Origin of the sequence: Salinibacterium sp. ZJ450, from assembly GCF_011751885.2 — a bacterium.
GTDB lineage: Bacteria > Actinomycetota > Actinomycetes > Actinomycetales > Microbacteriaceae > Ruicaihuangia.
On the sequence record NZ_CP061771.1, the window covers coordinates 2,449,389 to 2,475,557 of the forward strand.

29 protein-coding genes are annotated in these 26,169 nt (G+C 62.8%); 14 read left to right on the top strand and 15 right to left on the bottom strand.

All coding sequences use genetic code 11. The annotated features are described in order from the left end of the window. The first annotated feature begins 186 nt into the window (after positions 1–186). Positions 187–1,236: a zinc-binding dehydrogenase gene (locus HCT51_RS11770; RefSeq protein WP_166874429.1), complete on the top strand. Its 1,050-nt coding sequence runs from the start codon at positions 187–189 to the stop codon at positions 1,234–1,236. Between the two features lie 402 nt (positions 1,237–1,638). On the opposite strand, the gene HCT51_RS11775 is transcribed toward HCT51_RS11770, so the two are convergent. The 7 genes from HCT51_RS11775 to dctP all read right to left on the bottom strand — a co-directional run bounded on the left by HCT51_RS11775 (position 1,639) and on the right by dctP (position 8,414). Further along, positions 1,639–2,163, bottom strand: coding sequence for a nuclear transport factor 2 family protein (locus HCT51_RS11775; RefSeq protein WP_166874432.1), 525 nt, complete (start codon positions 2,161–2,163; stop codon positions 1,639–1,641). Between the two features lie 66 nt (positions 2,164–2,229). Beyond that, positions 2,230–3,195 (bottom strand): SDR family NAD(P)-dependent oxidoreductase, encoded by a 966-nt coding sequence (locus HCT51_RS11780; protein ID WP_191413582.1) that lies wholly within the window; start codon positions 3,193–3,195, stop codon positions 2,230–2,232. Positions 3,196–3,340: 145 nt separating this feature from the next. Further along, entirely contained in the window at positions 3,341–5,032 is a 1,692-nt protein-coding gene (locus tag HCT51_RS11785; RefSeq protein ID WP_191413595.1) for a cytochrome P450, read from the bottom strand. Between the two features lie 172 nt (positions 5,033–5,204). Further along, a complete protein-coding gene (locus HCT51_RS11790; protein ID WP_166874444.1) occupies positions 5,205–5,678 on the bottom strand; it encodes a nuclear transport factor 2 family protein in 474 nt (157 codons plus the stop codon). Then, positions 5,678–6,028 carry an EthD domain-containing protein gene (locus tag HCT51_RS11795; RefSeq protein WP_166874447.1) on the bottom strand — a complete coding sequence of 117 codons (351 nt, stop codon included), beginning with the start codon at positions 6,026–6,028 and terminating at the stop codon, positions 5,678–5,680. Before HCT51_RS11795 ends, HCT51_RS11790 begins: the two co-directional genes overlap by 1 nt. A 58-nt stretch (positions 6,029–6,086) precedes the next feature. Further along, positions 6,087–7,049, bottom strand: coding sequence for an SDR family NAD(P)-dependent oxidoreductase (locus tag HCT51_RS11800; protein ID WP_166874450.1), 963 nt, complete (start codon positions 7,047–7,049; stop codon positions 6,087–6,089). Between the two features lie 120 nt (positions 7,050–7,169). Next, a complete protein-coding gene (gene dctP / locus HCT51_RS11805; RefSeq protein WP_166874454.1) occupies positions 7,170–8,414 on the bottom strand; it encodes a TRAP transporter substrate-binding protein DctP in 1,245 nt (414 codons plus the stop codon). Positions 8,415–8,609: 195 nt separating this feature from the next. Here dctP and HCT51_RS11810 point away from each other — a divergent pair, with 195 nt between their 5' ends. Continuing rightward, a complete protein-coding gene (locus HCT51_RS11810) occupies positions 8,610–9,491 on the top strand; it encodes a LysR family transcriptional regulator (RefSeq protein WP_166874457.1) in 882 nt (293 codons plus the stop codon). A 318-nt stretch (positions 9,492–9,809) separates the two neighbouring features. On the opposite strand, the gene HCT51_RS11815 is transcribed toward HCT51_RS11810, so the two are convergent. After that, positions 9,810–10,688, bottom strand: coding sequence for a LysR family transcriptional regulator (locus HCT51_RS11815; protein WP_166874460.1), 879 nt, complete (start codon positions 10,686–10,688; stop codon positions 9,810–9,812). Positions 10,689–10,766: 78 nt separating this feature from the next. On the opposite strand from HCT51_RS11815, the gene HCT51_RS11820 reads away from it, so the two are divergent. The 4 genes from HCT51_RS11820 (at position 10,767) to HCT51_RS11830 (ending at position 13,910) form a co-directional block, all read left to right on the top strand. Continuing rightward, complete coding sequence (locus HCT51_RS11820; RefSeq protein WP_166874464.1) at positions 10,767–11,687, top strand: EamA family transporter; 921 nt, start codon at positions 10,767–10,769, stop codon at positions 11,685–11,687. Further along, positions 11,684–12,034: an NAD(P)-dependent oxidoreductase gene (locus tag HCT51_RS18750; protein ID WP_224760467.1), complete on the top strand. Its 351-nt coding sequence runs from the start codon at positions 11,684–11,686 to the stop codon at positions 12,032–12,034. Before HCT51_RS11820 ends, HCT51_RS18750 begins: the two co-directional genes overlap by 4 nt. Before the next feature lie 17 nt (positions 12,035–12,051). Beyond that, positions 12,052–12,330: an NAD(P)-dependent oxidoreductase gene (locus HCT51_RS18755; RefSeq protein ID WP_224760468.1), complete on the top strand. Its 279-nt coding sequence runs from the start codon at positions 12,052–12,054 to the stop codon at positions 12,328–12,330. A gap of 152 nt (positions 12,331–12,482) precedes the next feature. Further along, a complete protein-coding gene (locus HCT51_RS11830) occupies positions 12,483–13,910 on the top strand; it encodes a recombinase family protein (RefSeq protein WP_166874467.1) in 1,428 nt (475 codons plus the stop codon). Here HCT51_RS11830 and HCT51_RS11835 read toward each other — a convergent pair. Continuing rightward, the gene (locus tag HCT51_RS11835) at positions 13,882–14,457 is read right to left on the bottom strand and encodes a recombinase family protein (protein WP_166874470.1); all 576 of its coding nucleotides are present in this window, start codon (positions 14,455–14,457) and stop codon (positions 13,882–13,884) included. The two genes, HCT51_RS11830 and HCT51_RS11835, sit on opposite strands and share 29 nt — an antisense overlap. A gap of 155 nt (positions 14,458–14,612) precedes the next feature. Between HCT51_RS11835 and HCT51_RS11840 the strand changes: the two genes are divergently transcribed. Next, positions 14,613–14,807, top strand: coding sequence for an antitoxin VbhA family protein (locus tag HCT51_RS11840; RefSeq protein WP_166874473.1), 195 nt, complete (start codon positions 14,613–14,615; stop codon positions 14,805–14,807). A gap of 8 nt (positions 14,808–14,815) precedes the next feature. On the opposite strand, the gene HCT51_RS11845 is transcribed toward HCT51_RS11840, so the two are convergent. Then, positions 14,816–14,962 (bottom strand): hypothetical protein, encoded by a 147-nt coding sequence (locus tag HCT51_RS11845; protein ID WP_166874476.1) that lies wholly within the window; start codon positions 14,960–14,962, stop codon positions 14,816–14,818. 287 nt (positions 14,963–15,249) lie between these two features. Here HCT51_RS11845 and HCT51_RS11850 point away from each other — a divergent pair, with 287 nt between their 5' ends. After that, entirely contained in the window at positions 15,250–15,642 is a 393-nt protein-coding gene (locus HCT51_RS11850; RefSeq protein WP_166874479.1) for a hypothetical protein, read from the top strand. On the opposite strand, the gene HCT51_RS11855 is transcribed toward HCT51_RS11850, so the two are convergent. From HCT51_RS11855 to HCT51_RS11865, 3 genes are all read right to left on the bottom strand, one after another. After that, positions 15,639–15,908 carry a hypothetical protein gene (locus HCT51_RS11855; protein ID WP_166874482.1) on the bottom strand — a complete coding sequence of 90 codons (270 nt, stop codon included), beginning with the start codon at positions 15,906–15,908 and terminating at the stop codon, positions 15,639–15,641. The two genes, HCT51_RS11850 and HCT51_RS11855, sit on opposite strands and share 4 nt — an antisense overlap. Before the next feature lie 105 nt (positions 15,909–16,013). Then, positions 16,014–16,421: a hypothetical protein gene (locus HCT51_RS11860; protein ID WP_166874485.1), complete on the bottom strand. Its 408-nt coding sequence runs from the start codon at positions 16,419–16,421 to the stop codon at positions 16,014–16,016. Beyond that, on the bottom strand, positions 16,418–16,786 hold the full coding sequence (locus HCT51_RS11865; RefSeq protein ID WP_166874488.1) for a hypothetical protein: 369 nt from the start codon (positions 16,784–16,786) through the stop codon (positions 16,418–16,420). The genes HCT51_RS11860 and HCT51_RS11865 overlap by 4 nt, the downstream gene beginning before the upstream one ends. Positions 16,787–18,382: 1,596 nt before the next feature. Between HCT51_RS11865 and HCT51_RS11875 the strand changes: the two genes are divergently transcribed. Next, positions 18,383–19,348: a hypothetical protein gene (locus HCT51_RS11875; RefSeq protein ID WP_191413598.1), complete on the top strand. Its 966-nt coding sequence runs from the start codon at positions 18,383–18,385 to the stop codon at positions 19,346–19,348. 163 nt (positions 19,349–19,511) lie between these two features. On the opposite strand, the gene HCT51_RS11880 is transcribed toward HCT51_RS11875, so the two are convergent. Next, complete coding sequence (locus tag HCT51_RS11880; RefSeq protein ID WP_166874499.1) at positions 19,512–20,279, bottom strand: hypothetical protein; 768 nt, start codon at positions 20,277–20,279, stop codon at positions 19,512–19,514. Between the two features lie 584 nt (positions 20,280–20,863). Between HCT51_RS11880 and HCT51_RS11885 the strand changes: the two genes are divergently transcribed. From HCT51_RS11885 to HCT51_RS11905, 5 genes are all read left to right on the top strand, one after another. Further along, on the top strand, positions 20,864–21,664 hold the full coding sequence (locus HCT51_RS11885; RefSeq protein ID WP_224760469.1) for a DNA-methyltransferase: 801 nt from the start codon (positions 20,864–20,866) through the stop codon (positions 21,662–21,664). 253 nt (positions 21,665–21,917) lie between these two features. Beyond that, entirely contained in the window at positions 21,918–22,481 is a 564-nt protein-coding gene (locus tag HCT51_RS11890) for a GrpB family protein (RefSeq protein ID WP_166874505.1), read from the top strand. A gap of 146 nt (positions 22,482–22,627) precedes the next feature. Beyond that, complete coding sequence (locus HCT51_RS11895; protein ID WP_166874508.1) at positions 22,628–23,071, top strand: hypothetical protein; 444 nt, start codon at positions 22,628–22,630, stop codon at positions 23,069–23,071. A gap of 755 nt (positions 23,072–23,826) precedes the next feature. Continuing rightward, the gene (locus HCT51_RS11900; RefSeq protein ID WP_166874511.1) at positions 23,827–24,270 is read left to right on the top strand and encodes a hypothetical protein; all 444 of its coding nucleotides are present in this window, start codon (positions 23,827–23,829) and stop codon (positions 24,268–24,270) included. An 86-nt stretch (positions 24,271–24,356) separates the two neighbouring features. Next, positions 24,357–24,977 (top strand): hypothetical protein, encoded by a 621-nt coding sequence (locus HCT51_RS11905; protein ID WP_166874514.1) that lies wholly within the window; start codon positions 24,357–24,359, stop codon positions 24,975–24,977. A gap of 366 nt (positions 24,978–25,343) precedes the next feature. On the opposite strand, the gene HCT51_RS11910 is transcribed toward HCT51_RS11905, so the two are convergent. Continuing rightward, entirely contained in the window at positions 25,344–25,679 is a 336-nt protein-coding gene (locus HCT51_RS11910; RefSeq protein WP_166874517.1) for a hypothetical protein, read from the bottom strand. Between the last annotated feature and the right edge of the window lie 490 nt (positions 25,680–26,169).

Consider the following 26,169-nt stretch of genomic DNA (forward strand, 5'->3'; position numbering starts at 1 on the left):
AGGCTTTCCTGCTCCTTCCAGGCGCAATGGTTGGGTTCGCGACGCTGTCGAGCGTGATGGCATCGTTGTGGCGGTTTGCGCCGCAACGACCGCATGACTCAATAGCGCGTGCGATTTCTATAATCATTGACAGGAAGTCCCGCAGGATGGAACGGTATGAGGAGAGGTTTCAGGGAGAGGAGCGGGATGCTGGCGACAGTTTTGCATGGCAAGGGTGACGTGCGAGTCGAAGAACGTCCGAATGCGGCGCTGCTGACGCCGACAGATGCGGTTGTGAGGGTGGTAGCGGCCTGCGTGTGCGGCTCCGATCTGTGGGCATACCGCGGCATCACGAAGGTCGACGAGCCGCGCCTGGTCGGTCACGAATTCGTTGGGATCGTGGAGCAGGTGGGAAGGGCTGTGCAGAATCTCGCGGTCGGCGACTTCGTCGTCTCCCCCTTCAACATCTCGGACGGCACGTGCGAGGCGTGTTGCGACGGCGTGCCCACCGCCTGCGAACACGGAGCGTTCTTCGGCCGCGCCGACGAGCATGGTCACCTCGTCTCCGGCTGTCAGGGTCAGTATGTGCGGGTGCCGTTGGCGGACGGCACGCTCGTCGTCGTGCCCGGCCCTGTCGACGACGCACTCATCCCCCACCTTCTGGCCCTCAGTGATGTCATGTCCACGGGTCATCATGCGGCCGTACGCGGCGGCGTGACACCGGGGTCGACCGTTGTCGTTGTCGGGGATGGAGCCGTCGGGCTATGCGCCGTCCTCTCCGCGAAACGAGCCGGCGCGGATCGCATTATCGCGATGTCCCGGCACGCGGACCGGCAGCGACTGGCGATCGAGTTCGGAGCGACGGATGTCGTAGCCGAGCGCGGGACGGCCGGCGCAAAACGAGTGCGCGAACTCCTTGGCGGCAAGCTGGCGGACTGCGTGCTCGAGGCCGTCGGCACCAAGGAGTCGCTGGACCAGGCGATCGCCTCCGTACGGGTCGGCGGGCGGATTGGGTTCGTCGGGATGCCGTACGGCATCCCCGAACTGCCCTACGAGACCCTGTTCTGGAAGAACCTCACTGTCGGCGCCGGTGCCGCGGCCGCGCGGGACTATATCGAGGAACTGCTCCCGGAGGTGCTCTCAGGCTCCCTCCAACCAGGCAAAGTCTTCGATGCCGAGTACGCGCTCACCGACATCGCCCAGGCGTACCGCGACATGGACGAGCGCCGCACGATCAAGGCCCTCATCCGGCTGTAAGGGTCAATCGTCTCCGACGTCGAGGCGGACGACGTCTGGCTCGGCGGTCCGGTCGATGAGGTAGACCAGTCCGCGCCCAGCGGGTTTGCGGTGGTGGCAACGAACTCGATCCCGCGCTTCGTCATGCGGTCGAGCTGCTGCTCCTGAGTTGCGGTCCAAACGTGGTCCTGCCTCGCGTCCTCAAAGGAATCGGCGGGATAGGCGGAGCGCACAACGAGATCCCTCTGGCTTCAATCCGAGCGGTTCGAAATCGACCATCGCGTGTGCGACCCATTCCCAGATCGGAAACGCCAGTCGCTCTGAAAGCCAGCCTCAAGGCTCAACTACACGCCGGCGCCGACCGCCTGCTCATGCAGGCGGTCGGTCCGGATGACTCCCGCCAGCTGACGACGCGTGCGCCGCTCAGAGGACCGGCGCGCGTTCTTGGAGCAGCGGGCCGCGCACGTACGAGGCGTCTTCGCGGTCCATACAGCCCACGGGGAAGCCGGCCGCCGCTTGCTTCTCCGTATCGGCGGTCGCCGTGGCGTAGAAGAATGACATCAACGTCTGACGCTCGAGAATCCGCCATTCGCCGTTGCGGCGCTCAAGTCGGTCGATGTACCTCCCCGGGCTTGCGTACGTCACACCATCGGGACGAAGGGAGTGTTGCACGAAGTAGGTCTCCGCGTAGGCGAAGTCGCCGTCGATTTCCGCATGGGTCTGACCGAGCACGTGCTGAAGCACCGCGAACCGCTCACGGACGACCGGTATGACCCATGCGACGTACTCTTCTCGGTCGCCGCGGAACACTCCGTGCTCGTCCTGAGCGTCCTCCCAATACACTGAGCGCAGGATGTCGGCGTCCGCACGGTCAATGCCGCGGCAGTAGCGCTCCTGCAGGTCGCGGATCTCCGCGATGGTGGAAAGTTCCTCATGTGTGTAGGTCATACTCGCTCCTCGTTGATTCGGGTGACACTGGGCTATCAGAACAATCAATATGTGGTTACTCGGGTCTCAGGTAACGTCCTTGACCGCGTAAGCGTCTTCCCGGAGGGTGCCGGAGAATCCCATTTTGGGATGCACGATGGAGACGCGCTCCTGCTGATCCCTGGGGAAGATGTGATCGCTCTGGGTCATAACGGTCGCGAACGCGTCCCGCATTTTTTCAATCGAGTCCCCGGGGCCCATCACGCCGGATGATTCCGCAAGGCGGATGCGAGCGATCCGGCCTCCTCCCACGGAAAACATCTCCCCGTAGATCTGGCACTCATCGCTCAGCAGGTAGGCGGCGCCAAACGCGACTTTGGTCGGATCCATGGTCTCCCATAGCCAGTCCGCATAGTCCGAGGCGGGCATCCGCTCTGTCATTCGTGTGCGCGCGGTGGGCATGATGACGTTGCACAGGATGTTCAGGCTTGCACCCTCAGGCGCGAACGAACGCGCCATCCCGATGTATGCCGACTTAGCGGAGGCATACGGGGCGGAGCCGGCAACCCCGTAGATGGAGTGAGACGCCACATATACGATGCGTCCGCCACCTTGCTCTTTCATGTGCGGCCAGGCCGCTCGCGTCAACCAGAACCCCGCATAGGCGTTGATGCGCATCACGAGGTCGAGTTGATCGGTGGGGACTTGGTCCGGGCTGTGCAAATTCGGTGACGTGCTCGCGTTGTGCAGGATGCAATCGACTCGGCCGAACGCATCGATGGCGGCCTGCACAGCTGCTGCCGACCCTTCCTCGGTGGACAAGTCAGCCGTGCATGGAACCGCGGTGCCGCCCGCATCTGTGATCTCTGCGACGACGGATTCAGCGGGCCCCGCGCCTGAGGCAGACCCGTCCATCGCCGATCCGTTGTCTGCCACTACGACGCGGGCGCCACGCGATGCGAGCAGGAGCGCGTGGTCGCGGCCCATGCCGCGGCCGGCACCGGTCACGACGATTGCCTTCCCGTCGAAGCGGATCTCGTCCGATGTCATCATTCTTCCTTCGTTCTTTTCTCTGTCTGGTGTTTGAGGTTGCGTCGGTCACGAGTGACGGTTCTGCGAACTCGAAGTCGCCTCCTCGGGTGTGCGGTGGGAACCCGAGTGCTAGTCGATCTGTGCGCTTGGCCCGCCGACACGTCGATCACCATGTAACGGGCATGGCGTAAACACCGAACACGAAGCCGTCACGCTGGAACTCGATGTCGTTCTCGGACACGGCCAGGCGCAATGTCGGAATGCGTCGTAGGACAGTCTCAAACACAATCTCCAACTCCGCCCTCGCAAGATTTTGACCGAGGCAGGAGTGGATGCCGGCACCGAGCGCCAGCTGCTTGGTGTTGTCCCGGTCGATGTCGAAGACGTCGGCATTCTCCCAACTACGCGGGTCACGGTGTGCGGGCGACATCAGAGGGATGACACCGGCACCCGCAGGAATTTTGACGCCGCCGAGGTCGAGCTCGGTCGTCGTGACGCGTGCCGTCGTACCTTCGTTGATCGATTGGATGCGCATCATTTCGGTGATCGCGTCGGGAATCCGGTCCGTGTTCTCGCGCAGGAAGTCCGCAAGCGCTGGATCCCGGAACAGTTGCAGGAAACCCAGCGAGATCGTGTGCGCGGTGGTCTCGTGCCCGCCTACGACCAGAACATAAGCATTGGCGACTGCCTGTTCTCGGTTAATCTCGCCAGCCTGGAGTCTGTCGGTGATCACCTGGAGCACGCCGCCAGCGGGATTCTCGATTGATTCGTCGACCAGGCGCCCGCAAATTTCGGACAGTGCCTTGTACGCGGCATCGAAGTCTCCAGCGGAGGAGCTCGCCCGCGTGATTACTGTCGCGTGCTGCTCGAAGTCAGCGTGATAGTCGTAGTCGATCCCTAGGACGCGGCAGATCACCGTCGAAGGGATGACCAGGCTGAACTCCTTATGAAAGTTGACGGGTTTGTCCAGCGTCATCAGTCGGTCGATGGCGTCATCGACGATCCTCTGAATGTCATCGCGCTGCTCGTTGATTTTCTTCATCGTGAACCACGGCGCGAGCATCCTGCGGAACTTGCCGTGCATCGGCGGGTCCATGTGATTCATAACCAAGTCGTTGCGACGGAGGCTCAAGCTACGGCGGACCTGCGGGAACTCCGCTGCGCCGGGATCGCGTGACATCGTGAGGTCCTCGAATACCTGGCGGGCCTCTTCCTGGCGGAGCACAACCCATGCCGTTTTCCCGTTCTGGAGCGTGACTTGCTTCGCGGGGCTCTCCTCGCGCCATTGCACATACACCGGGGGCGGCGTCAGAGGATCATCGCGCAGCTGCGGGAACGCAGGAGGGGCTTCAGTCGTCGGGTCACTCGCGATCGTCGGCGCGGCACCTTGACCGTTGAATGATGTCGAACTGAAGGACGCTTGACCCGTCGCGTCACGCAGCGATTGCAGCGCGGCAGACGCGCGTTCAGGATCAGCGTAGAGGCGCATGAGTTTGATCCGGTGATCCTCGATTTCGAACACTGCGATGTAGTCCTGCTCGTACACGCCGCCGGTTTCGCCGACGATGCTCCGTCCCGAGTACTCCAGGACGACGCGGTTGCTGTCGCCTACGATCACCTCGTGCACAGTGAACTGCAGATCACGTCGGTTCCCGAGCATCTGTCGGTAATCCTCTGCGATCGCATCCGCTCCAATGTGCACTGGCGGCCCCATGGTCGAGTGGTACGGCAGTTCGTGCCGCGCATCGGGAGTCCAGATGTCGTGGAATGCATCGAAGTCCTTAGCCTCGAGCGTGCGGTGGTATCCGAGTGCAATCTCCGCTTCCTGCGACATGTTCTCCACGGCGCCGCTTACCATGCTTCGGTCCCATCGGTGATGATGGCAGCCTCGTGTCGGTCAAGGCGGAACGGATTGTGCTTGGCCTGCTTGCAGTAGGTCATGACTTTTCCTTCTTCATTGAATATCCAAGTCGTCGGCGACGACAGCCGAGGTGCCGGTGCTGTCCGCCACGATTCCAACCGTGTAACGGTCAGGTTGTCGGACCTCCGACCCCGTGATCGAGGAGCGTGAGGTTACCCCCCGCGACCACCTGAGCGGTCTGTCCGGGGCTCAGCGGACCGCGGTAGGAAGACTGGAACACGCGACTGCTGAATTTCCATGCGCCATCCACCTTGGCGTACACGTCCTCGTAGGTTCCGAGAATCTGTGTAATGCCTTGGGGCTTGCCCTGATACTCCAGCACGTACCAAACGCCCTTGACCACGCCGTCGCTTTCGAACACTTGTCCTGATAGCGACATCATGAGGAACCAGTCGTACCGTTGGAGCGCCGTAGTCAGGAAGGCTGCGGCCGTCTCTGCACCGTCCACCGCTCGATTGCCGATGTACCAGTGGCAGTCATCCGTCCAGGTTGCGCGCCAGGTCTCAATGTCTCGCTTACTCGCGGCATCAGTGAAGCGCGCGGCGAGGTTGCGGATAGCCAACTCATCCTCTGCGGTGACCATTATCCGAGGGGAAAAGAAGCTTCGTCGCAGATAACGTTGCGGCTGCGCTCCAGATCGAACAGGTGGGCGCTACTGGCCTGGCGCTCGGGCGTGTTGAACTGGGGCGAGGCGAGCGCGCCCTCAAGCGCCGCTTGATCGTCGAAATGAAGCTCAACGACGGCGTCGAAATCGGCGCCGACACCGCCGAATTCAGGCGAATCAGTGAGTGGGAAACTGGCGACGTACCGGCGCAGTCCGAGTCCTTGCATCAGCCTGCTGCAGAGCGGCGCGTGCACCGTGTGCCAATACTCAATGAACTCGGCCACGGACAGGTTCGGGTTTCGTGAGTGCAGCGAAACGATCTTGATCATAGCGATGCCCCTCCTCTTTCGAATATGCGCAGACCCAGGTAGGTGCCCACGTTGCAGCTCAACTGACGTCCTTCACGGCATAGGCATCGGCCGGAATTTCACCTGTGAAGCCGAGCGCTTTCGCGACTATCCCGAAGCGTTCCTGCTGGTCTTTGGGGAAGATGCGCTTGTCTTGCGCCATCACGACGTCGAAGGCGTCGCGCCATTCTTCGATGGAATCGCCGAGGCCCGTGACGCCCTCGGTTTCTGCGAGCTGAACTCGCGCGACCCTGCCGCCGCCGATCGAGAACATTTCCCCGTTCTGATGGCTTTCGGCACTCAGGAGATACGCGACACCGGGCGAGACCCTCGCGGGTGCGAGTGTGTTTGACACCCAGGTGCGATAGTCGGATGTCGGCATTCGCTCGGTCATGCGTGTATAGGCGCTCGGCAAGACGACGTTGCAGAGAATGTCATGTTCTGCGCCTTCCAATGCGTAGCCACGAGCCAGGCCGATGTACGCCGACTTCGCGGATGCATATGGCGCAGCCCCCCGGACCCCGTAGATCGAATGCGACGCGATGTACACAATCCGCCCGAAGCCCTGCTCTTTCATATGAGGCCAGGCGGCGCGGGTCATCCAGAACCCGGCATGGACGTTAACTCTTTGGACCAGGTCGAGTTGGTCGGTTGGGACTTGATCCGGGCTATACAGGTTAGGCGAGGTACTCGCATTGTGAAGGAGTCCGTCGATACGGCCGAACGAGTCGAGACTGGCCTGCACGGCCGCGGCGGAGCCCTCCTCAGTGGACAGGTCGGCAGTACAGGACACTGCCACGCCGCCGGATGATGTGATCTCGGCAACAACGGTTTCGGCTGGACCCGCGCTGGCGTCGGATCCGTCCATCGCGGAGCCATTGTCCGCGACTATGACGGAGGCGCCGCGCGCGGCCAACAGGAGTGCGTGATCGCGCCCCATTCCACGGCCAGCGCCGGTTACCACGATTGCCTTGCCATCGAAACGAATCTCGGGATCCCTCATTGAACTCTCCTTTACGAGTAGTTGCCTAATAGACGATTGAAGATTGTGCGCCGGCTATAAATCTCCCGCAGCTACGAGAGCGTTCGACGGCGATGATTTCGAGCGATCGCGATCGCGGAATCACTCGGCACCGAGGCTGTTGACGATCGCCTCCGTCCAGGCCTTCCATGTCGCGCCATCGATGACATCCGCGCCGAGGCTGAGGACCTCGACGGTGTCGTCGCTGTCGGCCGGCACGCCGAGCTCATCGACGGTGAAATCCCACCACGCTTCCGCGATGGCGTTCGTCCGCGCGATCTCAGCCTCGGGGTCGGTCACCCCGTCCGGCGCGGTCTTGCCGAGGCTAGGCCGGCCGGCCCAGTACTGCGCGATCGCGGGGTTGAGCTCGGCGGCATCGATGATGCCGCCGCCCGCGTCCTCGGCGGCCACCACGATCTCCGCATAGCCGTCAAGCGTGTCACGGGCGAACCGCTCGAACGGCTCGTGCCGGGTGTCGAGCATCACCTGCTGGATCTCGGGGATCAGTTCATCCCATGCGGAGGTCGAAATTGCAATGTTCGCGCCGGGGCTCGGAGCTGTGTTAGGAAACGCTACCCACGGGGAGACCTCGAGCAACCCGCCTGCGAGGATGTTGGTGGTGGCGTTCAGGGCGCAGTCAATCACACCACGCTGCAGCGCCTCATACACCTCGTTCGGCGGGAGGAACATGCCGGTCATCCCGAGCGACTCGAGTTCCTCCTGCGCGATCGGGTATGGGATGCGGACCGTGCGGCCCTTAAGATCAGCGGGACTCTGGAACGGCTCCGAGCAGTGGAGACCCTGCGGGCCGCTGAGCATCGGGAGGATAGGGATGAATCCTGCCGCGGTCATCTCCGCGCGGGCGGCGCTGTCCGGACTGGAGTGATGGACTACCTGTTGCCCGATACCCGCGATGTTCATGTTTGGGTACCCGAAGTCGCTCACCGCGGTCTGCATGACGGCGTCGTCCCAGTTCGAGACCGGAAGCTGATCGGCGAAATAGCCGTTGTTGACGAAGGTCACGTCCGTCAGGCCAGAGTTCAGCGCGGAGATTGCTTCCGTCACCGGGTGAAGGACCCCGCCGCCATAGTAGTCGAAGGTCACTTTGCCCTCGGTCGCCTCCGTGATCGCGGCCATCCACTCGGTCTCCATGACCTGCGACGTGTTCCCCAGGGGGAAGACGCTGCTGGCCGTGAGCTCGACCGGTTCGACGGCGCTCCAGTCGAAGCCGTCGCCTGGTTCTGCCGTTTGTGCCGGACCGGCTCCTTGCGCTCCGGCGCAGCCGGCGAGGAGGGCGAGGGCGCTCATCGCGCCGAGGGCGAGGAAGCCCTTTTTGCTGTATTTCACTCATAACTCCCTTGTTTGAGCGATGACCCTGACGACGGTCATAACCGTTGAATGCTTGCAATCGTAGGCAGGATAACTTGGTGCGTCCAATGCATCTTTGGGGCAGACCGCATGCGTTTTGTTCATGTATGTTGGCGTGGCGACGGGGGTTCTCGCCCTCGCTTCAACGCTGAAACATTTAGGAGACATGCCAACGTGCTGGATCTTGAAAAGCTCCGGAACTTCGTGACGGTGGTCAGGACGGGCAGCTTCATGCGGGCTGCAGAAGAGTTGAACCTTAGCCAGCCGGCGGTTTCTCGGAGCATTCAAGCGCTCGAGCGGCAGTTCGGGGTGCGGCTACTGGATCGTGACCGCACCGGCGTGCGCTTGACACCGGTCGGCAGCCAAGTACTTGAGCAGGCGATCGACCTGCTCTCCAACGCACTCACAATCGAGAAAACTCTGTCCGCCGCGTCTCACGGGGTGGCCGGGACGATCCGATTCGGAGTAGGTCCGTTCTCGGCTACTGCGTTGCTCCCGCAGGTTCTCGCGCGCTACGCCTCATCCGGACTGAACCTCAACGTCAAGGTGACGATCGGTTCGAGCAATGCCATGACGCAGCAGCTCCTGGACGACGAGATCGAGTTCTTCATCGGCGTCCAGGACGGCCTCGTCAGCGATGATACGTTTTCGTGCGTTTCACTCGCCGAAGTCAGTACGAGGTTCTTCGTGCGGCCAGGCCATCCGTTGGCGGGCAAGACACCGAGCATCGCTGAAATCGAGGCGTATCCGATAGCCTCAGGGACCGACCTTGGCGGGGTGCTGAATATCCCCGACCGGGGAGCAGCGAGCCAGCCCCCCACGTTCATGGTCGACAACATCCATGTTCTGGGCGAAGTCTGCTTGTCAACCGATTCGGTACTCGTCGCCGGATATGGGGCGATACCGCCAGAGCTTGTAGAGGTTTCGATCATCGAGACCGAGAGCCCTTCCCGATCCACACTCGGCATTATCTCTGTCCGCAATCGAACCCCATCACCCGCGGCCGAACAGATGCGCTCGGAACTGGTGCGCTTGGCGCGCGCCATGTACACGTGACGGTTTGTCGGCAGCGGCAGTTTCGCGCTTGCACGGGGTATCACCGAGTGAGCGAGAACTCAGCGCTGGCCGCCCGCATCGACCATCTGGTCGGTCTGCGGAAACCGCTCGCCCGACCCGGTCGAACACGGCGAAGCCCAATTTGACGTGGGTCGGAACTTCGAGGCGGACGGGCCTGCCCCAGGCCGATCACGAAGCGCAACCTCCCAGTCCGGATGGCGAGGGTGTCATTTCGTTGTTCTGCTCAAGAAAGGCCTGGTAACAGTCCGTTCACGACTCTTTGCTTAGACACTTTTCCATGACGGAACTCCACCTAGTTCAGGCGGTTAGAGAACCTTTCAGGCCGTCGAGGAAAGCCTTGGCCGCCGGAGAGGGGTTGAAGCCGCTCCACGCAAGGTACTCGACGCGGGTCGGTCCGCCGGTGATGGGGATGGCGCGGAAGTCGTCGCTGTCGGGAATGACTGCCGGTGAAAGGAGTGCGATCACGAGGTTGTTCCTGACGAGGCCCAGCATGAGGTCGGCGCTCATCGCTTCGAACGCGACCTCACGACGAATCCCGGCTGCCGTGAAGGCAAGGTCAGACGGTGCCCGGCCGGGTGTTCCCACGGGGAAGTCCACGAACGTCTCATCGGCCAGCTCCTCCAGTCGCAGTCTGCGTCGGTCGGCGAGCGCATGATCGGCGGACACGACGGCGACAAGGCGTTCACGCGCCAGCACACTCGCATCGACCCCTCTGTGCGACATCGCGTCGGGGAGCCCAAGCACAGCCACATCCATGCTTCCGTCTGCGATGGCGGCGATGAACTCGTCACTGCCCCCGCCGCGCAGCCTGATCCCCACCGCTGGATGCGCACGGTGGAACGATCCGAGCACGGCAGGAATGTCAATCGCGGTCACCGTCGGGATCACACCGATGGTCAGGGTGCCGCGAATCTCGCCAGTCGCGGCGGCGGCATCTGAGACAGCACGCTCAGCAGCATCGAGACTCACGCGTGCGGCGGCGAGGAACGCCTCACCAGCAGCGGTGACTTCGACGCGGCGACTGGTGCGGGCGAACAGGGTGACGCCCAGTTCGCGTTCCAGTGCCTTGATCTGGTGGCTTAGCGCGGACTGCACCACGTGACATCGCTCGGCGGCGCGGGTGAAGCTGCGCTCCTCCGCGACCGCGACCACGTATCGCATCTGCTGAAGCTCCATCAACCCATGATGACAGTTCATTGTTTGCATGACAACAATGTGTTGGACTCATGCTCTCAGGCGGCTGACGATGGGTACATGAGCACGACGATGACCCCGATGTCTGCACCTGTGACCTTGACGCCCTCGCGCATCGGCTGGACGGCGCTGACGGCGATCGCCCCGGCCATATGGGGCACGACCTACATCGTCACCACGCACCTGCTGCCCGAGGGGCACCCCTTGTTCGCGGCGCTGATGCGGTCGCTGCCTGCGGGGTTGATCGCCCTGCTGATCGCACGTCGTCTGCCGCGCGGGTCGTGGTGGTGGAAGAGCCTGGTGCTCGGCACGTTGAACATGGGCGCGTTCTTTCCGCTGCTGTTCCTCGCCGCCCAGCACTTGCCCGGCGGGGTCGCCGCGACGCTGGGTGCGTCGCAGCCGATCGTGGTGGCGTTCCTCGCCGTCGCGATCCTGCATGAGAAGCCCTCCGCCTGGCGGGTCACCTGGGGCGTGATCGGCATGATCGGCGTCGCCCTCGTGGTGCTCGGCCCCGAAGCGAAGCTTGATCCCATCGGCATCCTCGCGGGCCTGGCAGGGGCTGCATCGATGGGCACCGGTGTCGTGCTCACTAAGAAGTGGGGCCGACCCGAGGGCGTTTCGGCGATCGGACTCGCCGGATGGCAGCTCACCGCCGCCGGACTGGTGCTGCTCATCCCGACCATGCTCATCGACGGCATCCCTGCAGGCATCGACGGCCCGGCGGTCGCCGGGTACCTGTGGCTCGGCCTGATCGGAGCGCTGCTGACCTACAGCCTGTGGTTCTCTGGCATACGCCGGCTGCCCGTGACCGCGACCGCTCTGCTCGGGCTGCTGTCTCCGCTGGTGGCCGCAATCCTCGGCGCAGTCATCGCCGCTGAGACCCTCACCCCGACCCAACTGGTCGGCTTCACCGTCGCGCTCATTGCGATGGTCAGCGGTCAACTCAACTCACCGAAGAAGAAAGCACGGATCACATCATGAGAATCGCCGTTCTCGGCGCGACCGGTATGGCCGGCAGCGCCATCGTCGCAGAAGCCCTCGACCGCGGACACCACGTCACCGCTCTCTCCCGACGTCTAAGAGCCGTCTTCGACATAGACCGGCTGACCACACGTGCCGTTGATGTTGCCGACACCGCATCATTGAACCCGGTGCTCGCCAAGGCCGACGCGGTGGTGCTCACGATCCGGCTCGCCTCCGGCGAAGAATCCCGACTGGTTCCCCTCACACGAGGAGTTTTGGATGCCGCTGAACAGCACGGCACTCGTGTACTCGTCGTCGGTGGTGCGGCACCGCTGCGCTCCCGAACGATCCCGACCGACTCCTGATCGAAGACCCCGACCACGTGCCCGATGCCTGGAAGACAATCGCTCAGGCCAGCCTCGACCAGTTCATCGGCTGCCAGGAGCATCCCTACAACGGATGGGTCTACCTGAGCCCGCCCGCCATCCTCGAAGCCGGCGAGCGCACGGGACGTTACCGGCGCGGTACGACCACACTGCTCACCGACGAGAACGGCGTCTCACGGATCGCCGCCCCCGACCTCGCCATCGCTGTGATCGACGAACTCGAAAGCCCCAGCAAGGGCCAGCACTTCACCGTCGCTGAGGACGCCGCATCCTGAATCGCGCGAGTCCATATCCGCAGGACAGTTCGGACCATCCGGCGGTACAGTCAAGCCCGCAGCCCAGACGTTGAAGCGAAACGCGGCTACACGTTGAAGCGAAACTCCACCCAGACTAGATACTCAGAAATGTCTGCGGGTAAACTCCTTGCATGCCCTACCGCGCCGCCGTCTACCTCCGCATCTCACTCGATCAGACTGGCGAGGGCCTCGCAATCGATAGACAACGGGAAGACTGTTACGCGATCGCCAAGGAGCGCGGGTGGGAGGTCATTGGCGAGTACGTGGACGACAGCATTTCCGCATCGAAGCAGAACGTGCAGCGCCCCGAATACAACCGCCTCCTACAAGATTACGCGGCCGGCCGGTTTGACGCCCTGATTTGCTGGGACCTGGACCGCTTGACGCGCCAGATGCGACAGCTTGAGGACTGGATCGACGCGGCGAAGCGGAAGGGCCTCGCCCTTGTCACTGCCAACGGAGAGGCCGACCTCACGACGGACGGCGGCCGTCTTTTCGCCCGAATCAAAGCGTCAGTCGCGGGTGCGGAGGTGGAGCGGAAGTCGGCTCGACAGACCAGAGCAGCCGCCCAGCGCGCGGAGAGGGGTCTGCCACCTGGAGGCCCGCGGCTCACCGGGTACACGGCCGACCACGAGCTCGACCCAATGGAGTCGGTGTGGATCAAGCACGTGTTCGACCGGTTCATTGCCGGCGCGGCGCTCACCCAGATCGGCCGTGAACTCACCGCCGCCGGGATCTACCCGCGCACCAAGCCGAAAAACAGGGCATCGGCGAAGACCGGGAAGACTGCGGTCAAGCCGTGGCGGGATCCGACCGTGTGGAACCCTTCATCGCTCTCCTCCTACTTGCAGAACCCGAGGTACTGCGGCCGCATCGTCTATCAGGGGAAGGAGACTGGGCAGCTCGGCCACTGGCCCGCGATCATCACCGAGGACCAGTTCGAGCAGGCACAAGCGATCCTCGGTGACCCGCGACGGAAGACGAACCGGACCGGCACAGCGCGGAAGTGGCTCGGCTCCGGGTTGTGGCTCTGCGCGGTGTGCGACGCACCTGTCACCGTCACTGGGACCCAGTACTGGTGCCGGACGAAGGCACACATCACCCGATCCATCTCACAAGTCGACGGCCATGTCACCACCCTTGTTAGAGCAAGGCTCCGGCGCCCCGATATCCTCGACACTCTCCGCCCCGCGGAGGACGACCGGGCCGACGACCGAGCAGCGCAAGTCAACGTGTTGCGGGCGCGGCTCGCCCAGATCGAGAGCGACTATGACGACGGGGTGATCGACGGCCGCCGGTACCAAGTCGCTACAGAAAAGGTGTCAGCGGAGCTGAAGCAGCTGGAGCGAGAGCGGGCTCGGGCTGTCAGTGGATCCGCGCTCTCCGCCGTCCTCGGCACGGACGATCCGGGGGCAGCCTTCGACGACGCCTCACTGGAAGATCAAAGGGCCATCTGCTCCGCTCTCGTAGAGGTGCGACTCCACCGGGGGCAGCGGGGGTCGAAAGTGCTCCGGCCGGAGACCATCGAGGTCACCCCAAAGGGGCGCGTGCCGGCGTAGGCGCGAGCGCCCGGTAAATCGTCGCCCGCCCGACGCCGAGCTCGGTGGCAATAGCGACTGCTGACTTCCCCTGCGCTCGAAGCGTACGGGCGAACTCTAGCTTGGCCGGGCTGAGTGCGCGCGGCCGGCCACCCTGCCCGGCGCCGCGTTCCCGGGCAGCCTTCAGACCGGCGCGGGTTCTCTCAGAAATTATGTCCCGTTCAAGTTCTGCAAAGGCCGCGATCATCGTGATCATCACCTTCCCCATCGGGCCCGTGGTGTCGAGCCCCTCGGTGATGGATCGGAACAGAACGCCGCGCTCGCTCAGTTGGTGCAGCAGGTCGAGAACGTGCCGGGTCGAGCGGCCGAGGCGATCGAGACGCCAGACGACGATCGTGTCATTCTCCCTGGCATAGGCGAGCAAGCTGTCGAGACCCGGACGGGACGCGAGAGTACCCGATGCCTTGTCAGTGAAGATTCTGTCGACTCCGGCGCGGTTCAATGCGTCTTCTTGTAGTGCGAGCTCCTGCCCGTCCGTGCTTACTCGCGCATATCCCAGCAATGCCATGGTGGCCCTCTCATAAACGGTGATGCCAAGTTCTGAGACCGCGTGTGTTTCGGAAACGGCTTCTGAGACGACTATGCGCGGCACCACCGACCTTTCGCCGCATGTCCCGCATCTGTTCGTTATTGAGAGCCGCCAGCAGCCGATAGCCTCGACCCATGACGGACCGCGCGGTGGGCGACGACGCGGATGCTCGCGCTCGGTTCATCGGCAACGCCTTGGCAGCTTGGCGTGACGAGGGAGCTGAGCCCGATGACACCACGAAGCTCGACGTGCTCGCGTACGCCATGGGTGGGCTCTCATCGGAGGAAGTCATCCGGCGGGCCCGTGAGAGGTATGGTCTAGCGCCGTAGCGGTGCCCTCATCCGATCCGTCGCATGCTTTTCCAAGTCTTGATCATGCGCCAGTCGATGCTGAGCATGGCCGCGTACGCGAAAACGACCGCATGCTCGGGCGTGTCCTCGAACAGCTCGACCTCACATTCCTCGGCCGAATTCACGTAGGTCACAGCGAGTGTTCGATCGCCCCGTAGCTCCACGGTGGCGCTGTTGGAACTGGACGTGTAGGCGTAGCGGACTAGCAGCACCTCCGCTTGGTCGTTCGGCCATAGCTCTTTGAGTCGCTCAGCTTCCCGCCCCAGTCATCCAGCAGCTCCTTGTGAAAGCTCGCTGTCTCGCCGGCCCGCATGAGCCGGGTTTCCACTCGCGTGTCGTGCCTAGGCAATGACTCTCTCTCCTGTGATCGGACTACCTGTCTGGCACTGCCGCGTAATGTAGATCCGTGCACGATGAAGACTTGGAAGAATCGAAAAACGGCGAATGGTGGTCGCATGCGATCGGGCCGTTTTACGTGGACGCGACTCTCATCGAGCATTTAGGCATCGACGCCGGGACACTCGCCGGCATGGTGGCCAGACGCGAAATCCTCGCGCTCCCGATCGAGGGTGAGCTGGTCTACCCCAGCTTGCAATTCGAGGGCGCCCAGTTGCCGCCGCGGCTCGCCGAGTACCTCGCCGCTGCTGACCCCGAGAACGGGTGGCCGTGGGAGACAGCGCTGCGCGCACTCACCACGAACGCGTTCTGGGATGGCCGGTCGCCCGTGCAGATCCTCCGCGCCGGCGACACTGACGATGTCGCGCATCTGCTTCTGGAGACCGAGCGGACCTACGCGAGCGTGACCGGACCCTAGGCTGCGTGCCCGGCGTCCAGCATGGCCTGCACCGCTCGTGAGTAGGTGTTCGCGGAGATGATCCCGCTGTACACCTCTCGCCTCAGCTGGTAGACCGGGCCGTGCTCCACGACGATGGCGTCGAACCAAGCCTGCGACGGAAGCGCTGCCTGCTTGATGGCAGGGAGTGCTGCGAGGGCGGCGACCAGATCATCTTCCGTGATCTCGCCGTCACGAAAAGCAACGCACGTGTCATGCACCGTGGCGAACGCTCGCGACGTGCTCACTGCCCAGGCTCCCAATCACCGACACTCCAAAGCCCCACCACGGGAGTGCTGGGCCACGGCTGGCTATTCACAAGCGCGCCGATGAACTCGACGGTCATCTCGTCGTCAGTCAAGGTGCTTCCTCCCCGGCACGCCCTTCGGCGGTCCGAACGGCAGGAGCGTCGCCTGAACGGCCTGCGGGGCTGGGTCGAGCCACGACCGGGCAAGGTACATAGTCGTTTCAGCTGTCCAGCGCACTCGGTTATCCAGTGGCGCGGCGCGGAAGCGTCCCCGCCGGTCATCGACTTTTATGCGGAAATGCCCTTGGCGAATCATCACCTCGACTTGGCGGTGCAGCTCCGTATTGATGAGGCATGCGATGAAGCGGTGCATGGTGGGGCGCTCAGCCTCGCACGCTTCAGTGAAGAAGTCGTAGACCTCGCCCCAATACTCCGGGGTGAAAACGTGTGGGTGGAGGAGCTCGCCGCGGTCCCCGTCAATCACCCCGTAGACAACGACGACGCCGAGGCTCACTCGACCTCGGCCTCAGTGACAGGCACGACACTGATGCATGGGAGCCCACCTTGGTCGTCGCTCAGCCAAGCTCCACAAAACGCGGCTGATGACCGCGGGCCGGACTTCCAGAGCCTAACCCGGTAATCACCGTCCTCGTCGGTGCACGTGATCTCCGGCAGTCCGGCGGCGTTAGTGATCTTCACTGTCCGGTGCGTGTCATGTAGGTGGGTGAAAAGCACGGTGGTTCCGAGACCGTAGAGCTCCAGTGCCTTCTCGATCCGCCGACCCTCCACAATGAATGAAGTGACCTCGCCGTGCGCGATCTCGCCGTTCACTACGTAGGTCGAGTAGGCGATGGGTGATGGCCCTGATGCTGTGCTCATGCTCCGACTTCCTCTCGTACTGCGGCTGCAAGCCTAGAGCCGGTTTTAGCTGAACAGCCCAACAGCTCGCCGACGACTGCGCCCGTCAGCCACTCCCCCGTCTCCTCGTAGTGCTGGCGCACCCGTGAAGCCATAGTCGGTCGGTCGCTGGCGCTCCCTCCCTCCCCTCCCGCAACGCCTCCGTCGCGCCCAACCCCACGCCCTCGTGACGCATCCGTGCGCGTGGGCTCTGCGATGACGCCGCGGCTGCGTGACGACGTAGCGGTTCGCCGTCCATGCACATAATCACCTTGTTCCGATGACGCCGCATCAACCTCAATACGGATGCGTGATAGCAGAGCAAGGAGCGAGTTAGCGGCGGCGGACAGTGCGTAACGGCAAACGCACGCGCTCGCGCGGCCAAATGCTTCCGGGCTGGTCTTCATAGCAGTAGCGTGCACCACGCCACCGACCGGCCGGCTTTCAGGAGGTTGGGCAGACAAGATGCCTTTGGCTGTCTCGGAAGCGACGTCGCCGCTGAGGCGCCAGCGTACAGGGATGGCCGCCCTCGGTCCTCCAGAGGGATCGGTTCTCAACGCAACAGGACTGACGCACAGTGGGAGATGCGTTCGATTTGATTCATACATATACGCCCTATGCGCGGCATCTCCCACGTTCGCCGGCATCGCGATGTAACTTGACGCGATTCCGGGTCGTCATCGCGCTGCCCCTCGCACTCAGGAGTGCCGCGCATAGGCGGTGTATGACCAAACATCAGCACGAACAGAATCAGAACACGGACGACGATAGGCGGCGCCGGCTCGGGCCAGTGGAACGATCGATTCAAACTCACGACCGTGCCGCTCTCCTCGCCCATATCCAGTCAAAGTGCGACATCGGCTCGGCCAAAAACGCGTGTTGGGTGTGGCTCGGCGCAAAACGAGAGAACGGCTACCCCTACGTGGGCAGAGCCCGCACCAATCGACTCGCGCACCGCGTTGTGGCATGGGCCGTCGCGGGATTCCCCGGCGAACTTGTGGACTTTCCCCACGTCCATCACCTCTGCGGAGTGCGGCGATGCCTCAATCCGGAGCACCTCGCACCGACAACTGCGCTCATAAACGTCGTCGAAAGCTCAGTGCGAAACGTCCTGCTTACCCGCATCCGATTACTCACGGACGCGATCGGCAAACTCGACGGAGCGCATTCATTACTCAGGGACGGCTGGATCACAAGCCACGGAGCGCTCTTCGCGACACGCGGGGGCGCACGGTCTGAATCAACTCGATTCCTCGTTCGACGAATGACAACCAAGGAGAGGACTGCTTCGAAGAGGCAGCACAATAGGGAGCTCCGCTTTCGTCAGGTCCTCGATGTGAGAAGTCTTGTTGCAGCTGGGATGAGTCGCAGTGAAGCACGGGCGCAGGTGGGAATGAGTCGGAGCGCCTTTTACGACTGGCAGCCGCGTCTAGCTGAGTACCTAGCAAGTGTTAAGTCATAGCGCAGATCAATTCAATGCCTGCTCGATGCAAAATCGCTGGTGGCGGCCAGCGCCAGCGCGCCACCCCTTGGTCGTTATCCCAACCGGTCTTGAAATTCGCCGCGCACAACGTCACTGTGAAGCATTTACGGGAGAAGGATCGGATAGGGGTTCCCACTGGGAACGGCGGGCGCTGGGCCAACAAGCCGCACAGTGAGGCGAGCGAAGACCTGCTCGCACGTGACAGAACAGCGTCACCTGATCACGACGACTCGCTCTCGCCGCAAGATGCGCGAGCGCTCGCTTACCAGAGCGCCCTTAACCAAGTCGCCTGGTCCGGCCTCAACTCCCGCGACGCCGACGACATCGCGCAGGAAGCGATCTTCGACCTCCTGAAGCACCCGCCCAAGAGCGGCAGCCACGCGTTCACCCCGGGCCTCATCATCACCTCGGTCAAGAACAAGCTCGCCATGGCCCTGAACGAGCGAAACAACATCCGACCCGAAGAAGCACGAGCCCGCCGCGACCTCGCCGACGTCGTTGTCGGCGAAGAGGGCCTCTTGGGCCGCGCGCTCATCAGCCGCGAAGTCGACGAGATCGCTCAGCGCATCCGGGACAGCTGGCACGACCCGAGGCACCGGCCCTCCGAGAACTTCCACCGCGACCGCAGTCACATCAGCATCGACGACGAGGCCGCAGGGATCTCGGAGCTGCCCGGAGCGCGGAAACTGATCAGGGAGCCCATGGGCTTGCTCGACCTCCTCGAAAGCGGCGCGATTGGCCGGCCCGCGGCCAAGCGCCAAGTATGGAACGAGGTGGCGGCTGGGTTCGGGGTGCTGCCCGTCAAACCCCGGAGCATCAGAGATGCTGAGGCGCGGAATGCCCGAGCCGAGATCGATGAGAGAGGCGGCGTCGCCGCCGCGGCAGCCAAGTGGCTAGACGGCAGGGAAGTCGCGGGAAAACTGTTCGCCCCTTGGATCAGGGTTTCAGAAGAGACAGCGCGTGACATCGCTGTGTTCCTCACGACGCGGCCACTCATCGCCGAGCCCATGTGGCGGTCGGCCTTGGACACGGCGAACGGGGCGGGAAAGCGAGTGAGATGACAGCGGCCATACCGACGTCCTTCGAAAGGATGCCTGGGTCGTAGGACTCCCGCGAGAACTCTCCGGCTAATCTAAGTGCCAGAACAGCGACAGACCTCAACCTGCGAGCGTTAGGGCCCCATCACCGCACATCGATCGTCACTTTAGGTGCGGTGGGCGAGCGTCATTCGTGGCGCGGGAAACGGAATGCGTGCCAATGTCCGGCGACGAGCGCGTCGAGCTTGGCTGCGTAGTCAGTGATGGTATCGGCGTGCTCAATGAGGGTTTCGAAGCGTCCCATCATCGGTGCGGCGTCTGCTTTCAGCATTCGATTCCGGGTTGACTGGGCGCCGTCATAGTCCCACCATTCGGAGTGAACGACGTCGTCGCGGGTTGCCTTTACTCGATTCGTGGCCCCCCAATCGAGGAGCGAGAGCACGTCGGGACGGTCGTGTGCCAGCCTCCGCAGGTGTGCTTCGAGGTCGGTCCAGGCGGTTTTCATGCCTTCGAAGTTGTTATCACCACCGGCTAGCATTCGGGTTAACCGCTTCATTGACGACTCGATTTTTCCGCCGGCGACAGTGATTCGGCCGATTTGGAAGTAGAGAGACTGTCGGAATCGAAGGTCGTCCGCCGAGGTTCCGCCTTCGCGTTCGATTCGAGCAGTTCCCCAGCCGACGTTGGCGTCCGGCGGGTACTCCAATGGAATATCGATGAAAAAATGAACGGGCACGACCATGTCTTCCAACACGATCTTGACCTCCGCCGTGCCGCCCGAGCCAATCTGGATCGGGGGCACGGACCCATTCTCGATGCGGAAGCGTTGCTCGTTCGGATTGGGTTTGTCCCTGGTGACGTGATCGCGCGCGCTGACGGCGAGCTGAATCACTTCGTTATCCGCGAGCGGGACTGGCTGGGCCAAGTTTTCTCGTGGTGATTTCTCGTCGCCCATGTACCGATCCTAAGGAGCCACGCGCCAATCTCCGGAGTTCATGCGGTTCGGGCCGAGGCGCGGCCGATCCCCTGGCCTCGACGCTTCAGGTATCAGCCTCGGTTGAGTACCCGTCGCGTCGACGGGTAGTTGGGGTCGGGAGCGGACCGCGCTTGCGGGACGCACCTTCGAGGAGCAGATCGCGGATCATCGCGATGTCGCTCCGTGTCAAGGCTTGGGCTCTGAGACAGCCGGGTGCGCTAGGAGCTCTGAGCGTGCGGTCCTTCTGTGCGCGCGATGGCAACAAGAGGTTGTGGATTCCGCGAACGAGCGGATAAAGGCCCTCGGTCGTGCTTCAGAGGTTGCCCTAGAAATCGATGAAATGTTCGCGACCATGCTCTCTGTCGACGTCGATCTGCTGACAATTCCTGAGAACGTAGTCGCCAATCGTCATGGGGTCTAAGTGAGATAGAACTCGCGGTGAGCGGCCGTCATTTTCGGCACGACGGCTGCCTGCCGCCTGAGCCCAGCCGAGGGCAAATGACCCGCATAGAGCGGGTATGAATGACACCCCTCCACCTAACCCAGCCCAGACAGTTCAGCCGTTGCCGGCCAACACGATCCACCTCGGCGATTGCCTGCACCTCCTCCCGGCGATCCCCGACGAGTCCGTCGACATGATCCTGTGCGACCTGCCTTACGGCACCACCAAGAACCCATGGGACTCGGTGATCGACCTGGAACAGCTGTGGATCCAGTACAAGCGCATCGCCAAGCCACATGCAGCGATAGTACTGACCGGCCAAATGCCGTTCACCGCCGCGCTGGTGATGTCGCAGCCCCTCATGTTCCGTCACCACTGGGTGTGGGAGAAGACGGCGGCCACCGGACATTTGAATGCGAAGCACGCCCCGATGAAAGCACACGAGGACGTGCTGGTGTTCTCCCGGAAACAACAGACGTATAACCCGCAGAAGACGATCGGTCACCCGATGAAGAGCAACGGAGAGGCCGCCTCCCGCCGTGCGAACCTCTCCACCAATTACGGCGAGCAGAAGCACACGGAGTACGCCAGCACCGAGCGGTACCCGCGGAGCGTTCAGACCTTCGCCTCCGACAAGCAAACCTCGAAGCTGCACCCGACCCAGAAGCCTCTCGCCCTGTTCGAGTACCTCGTTCGCACGTACTCTAACGAGGGCGACCTCGTGCTCGACAACGCCATCGGCTCCGGCACCACCGCGGTAGCTGCACGCAACAACGGCCGGCACTTCATCGGCATGGAAAAGCAGCAGGAATACCACGCCGTCGCCGTGGCGCGTCTGGACGCACTCGCCGCGTTGGACCGACTGAACCCACCGGGCGGGTGGCGCTTGCCGATCCCTCCGCTGAGCGATCATCTGGGGTAGGTCCGCCCGAGCCTTCCGCGGAGTTTAGGACTCCAAAGCGGCCTTCACACGCATCTCGGCAACGTCAGTGGTGCACTCGGCATACCCTTTGCATTCCACCAAAGTTCAAAGGCACGATTGAGTGCGGGGTCAACGACCGCAAGGGCATGCGCGCCGTCCTCGTCGGTGTGGTCATGCCCGGCGCGGAACCGGTTAATTGGTGGACGAGGCGCCACTATGAGCTATGCGCCGGCCCTTCTGGGAGCATTGCATCATGGGCAAGGATGAAGACGCGCAGCTCGATGCGGTACTGATCGGCGGCCGCGAACAACGGCCTATCGTCATCGTCGACCATGACAGCGACTGGGCAGAGCACTACGGGATTCTTGCCGACCGAATCGCAGCAGCGTTAGGCCCGGCGGCCTTGTACATAGAACACATCGGATCCACAGCGGTACCCGGACTGCCCGCAAAACCGATCATCGACATTCTGTTGATTGTGAATGACGTGGAGAACGACGGCACGTACGTGCCTGCGCTGGAGGCGGCTGGGTTCCAGCTCAGGGTCCGAGAGTCGGGACACCGCATGTTGAGGACACCAGGACGCGATACGCATATTCACGTCCTCGCCCCCGGTGCAGGCGAAATTGACGACTACCTCGATCTACGCGACTGGTTACGGGTCAGCACAGAAGACCGGACCTTGTACGCATCCACGAAGCGGCAACTGGCCGACAGACAATGGAGCGACGCGAATTACTACGCGGAAGCCAAGACCGAAGTAGTGCAGCAGATACTCGCTCACGCCCGCGTCTGGCGCGAATGCAAGAGCCCCTGACCCGCTGTCAACTGAGCATGCCGATGCCGTCCGGAAGCCAGACGCTCAACGGGCACGCAATATGGTTTCGACCGGGCCTCGCGTCACTTCTGATATGTAACCGGTTGCCGACACTTCTTGGAACAATCCGCAGTACCTTGTTGCACATGACACCGGACAATCCCACGTACGTCGCGGCCCACGCACGGGCGGAGCTGCCGACGCCTGGACCCCCGAAGAGGAGCAAAGCATTCGACCTCGCCGCGGTTCTCGTCCTCGTGATTGGGACGATACTGTTCGCCTTCCCCGGAACGATCGTCGGGCTGGTCATGCTTTGGATCTCGAGGTCATGGACGCGGTGGGAGAAGGTAGTCGCCACCGCGCTGGCGCCCGCGGTGGCCGTGGGCGCGGGAATAGTGGTGGTTCTGACCAGAAACGCCACACCGCAGCCTTTCATCGAAGTTCACGACCCAGTCCTCCCTCTGGCCTATGACGTGTACTGGTCGGCAATGCCTGCGCTCAGCATCGCCTACGCCCTCATGGGCTGTTTCTGCTGGTTCGAGCCCACAGGCGGTGATACTTCTCGCGTTTGGGTGGTGAGCACGAACTGATCGAGCGCCGCAACTATGCGTGTGCACCGCGAAGGCCTGAAAGTAGCAGGCCCACCGCGGTCCGGCCCTGTGGGGGGTCTATGCGTGCCCGACTCGGACCATTAACGGGCGGAGCTCTCGCCCAGACTGGTCGACTTCTGCAAGGCGCTAATGCGGTTTCGTCTGCGGACGCCGCCCAAGCAACTGGACCCTGCTAGCGTCACCGAATATGGGACTCTCAAGAGCGCGTCGCCGCTTCTTCATCGGGATGGCTGCGATCGTTGCCGGAGCACTCGCTCTGATGTATCTCGCAGGATTCGGGTGGCTCTCCGTGGGTGCGACCGAGGGAGATGTGCCGTCAGCCTCCTCGATACCCCTGTCCGCTGGAAGCGAGATCGTCGATGAAGACACGGAATGTGCTTCGGGCGGATGCTGGACGACCTTCGAAATTAAGCCACCAGAGGGCATGACACCGCAAGAACTCGCCACAGAACTCGGTGCGACTCCCCAGGCAAGCGTCCCAGGCACATTCTTCAATCCGCGAACCGTATGGCTCTGGGCTGAGCCACAAGGGAGCGTACTTCTCGTCAGGGCCGACTACTGGTCATCGGAGTGGGTGCCCTAATCCGGACCCTGAACGGGCGCAATCGGCGTGCAGTGCTCGCAGCTGGCCGCCGCACGATGGTTATAGGAGTGGTGCCCGCCGCTAGTTGGGACAGTAGGCGGAAACCCCGTGTACCCGACCGCCAGAGGCCCCGGTGCGTTAGCCTTCCCGTATGCGAATTGTGCTCGGATTCATGGTCCTGGTTCTGCTCACCGGATGTGCAGCCACACCGGAGCCGCGGGTTGCGGCCCCAGTCGAAACACCGGCGGCAGAAACGCCCAAGCCGGAATGCACTGAAATCTCGGCCGCCACTCTCGCCGCGGTGGATGCCTCCGTTACCGCCAAGGGCGAAGGGAACTCCGTCCCCGACGCGGTCGCCCGCATCGACGAGGAGTCAGGGAAATGGTTCATCGTGGGCCCGTACGCGGGACCTGCGGATACGGGCACCGAAGGCGCACCACTTGGTATCTGGGCAACGGATGGCGACGTCACCGATCCCGGCTTCGACGCCGACCTGGTGTCACCCGTCAGAGGATGGTCAACAGCGCCGTATGCTGCTGAACTCGACTTCGGCATGGATGGACACCCAGCCCTCGGCTGCTGGCCAAGACGGTAACGCCCGAAGCGAGGTCAACGACGGATTGAGCCAGTGCCGCGCATAGTCACAATGAGCACCACCGCCAGCTCGCCGAAGGGCCCACGATGACCGAAGAACCTGAGCCCGGCACTGGTACACCATCCCCTGCCGGACTGCTTGCTGACGGCGAGGACGGCGCACAAAACATCGAACGAACTTGGTGGGAACCCGTCTGGATCCGGACCCTACTCGGTCTGGCCCTCGTCCCGGCTTGGGCATACGCCATCCACTGGTTAGCGCCCCTGACTACGATCGCCGTGCACAGGGATGCCGATATCGGGGGGATTGTGGCATGGGGTGTGATCGCAGCCATTGGCTTCGCCCTCCTAGGTTTGGCCACCACCGCCCTGTCGCCCACTCATAAGCCAGCCCTTCCCGGATGGAGTCTGGCGTTGCTCGGACTCCTGGCGCTCGGAATGCTCACACTCCAGGTCTTGCTCGCCACAACGTCGCTCGAAGACACCCCGATAGGCGCGGAGGCAGCCGCTTCGGTAACCGACTGGCTCCGCGGGCATGCGCCACACATTTACATTCCTGTGACGCTTGCAATCGTTGTGAGCGCGTTCGCCCAGCGCGTGATGCAATCGCGAGCGCGATTCTGGTCGTGGATAGGGATCACGTTAGGAGCTGCCCCGTTCATCGTCGTTGCTGGAAAGATGATTCTCCTGTCACCGGTGTCGAACTAGCCTCAGCGCTGTCCACAGTCCGACGCGTGGCAGGCTTCTCGCAAACCCGACCATGAACGGGCGCAGAACGACGAAGCCAAGTTTGCTCACCCGTTCGAACACCGCTGGGTGCCACCTTGTCGGGACGGTCCCACAACATTCGGGTCCCATCCGGAACTAGCGATGCGATACGCCGAAACGTCCCGGCCGGAACGCGGGATCACCGCCGAAAACCATTTCCACTGTCGTGCCCACGGATCGGCCACTGACCACGGTCACGATTGTGCAGGTCCGTGCGCGACGGCATCCGCGGTCAAGGCCGCCCAGTCCAGCTGGTTGTCATCCAGCTGCGGCATCCCGGACCCAGAGAACTGGCGAAGGGGTTGGTCAAGCCGAAGGAGCGTCGCGCGGGTCTCGGTACGGAAGCTGCCGATTTCGATGATTCATTGCCGCGCCATACAGCAGCGCGGGCAGCGATGCGAAGCCAACCAGACCCAAAACAATGACGAACTGCGATCCGTCCACGAACATGAGCAGCCGGGCGAGAACCAGAAGCGAGATCGACAACACCCAAGGAACGACCATGAACACGAGGCCCTCGAGTTCGCGCGTGTACTTATAGCCTCGCCTCGCATCGTCTAGTGCGTAAGCCAACATGATCATGGCCGGCCAGAACGCCACAAATACGAGAAGAGACAACATCACCCACTCGAAGATGGTCACTGCGTGAGCAAACAACGACCAGGCCAAGCCCCCAAGGACCAGCAGAAACGGGGCCAACCCAATCCAGAAACGGTGGTCGTAGCGCGGTCTCCGGAGAACGTCCGGCCTTTCAGAGGACACCACCAGCCCCCAATCAAAGAATCGCACTGACACCATTGTGCCCCGAATCCGCGCATCGAAGGCCAATGGATCCGGCGTTCCGATTTTGGGACCCTGAACGGGCACTATTCAACGGTGGAGGCAGGCTGATCTCAGCGCTTGTGGATCTCCAGTACCTACGCCGACATCGGTGACCCTTGGCAGGATTCAATTTGAATCAGGGGAAGAGGATGATCCCGCAGCTAACTTCTCCGTGCGGGGCTCACGCCGGATGCAGGTACGGCTAATGTTCGCCACTCTTCGAACTTGCTTCGCGGCGTCGCCCCCGATGTGCAAATTCTCCGGGCGTTCCAGCCCACTGTGGCGCGATGTGGCGTGCTTTCCCGAGACT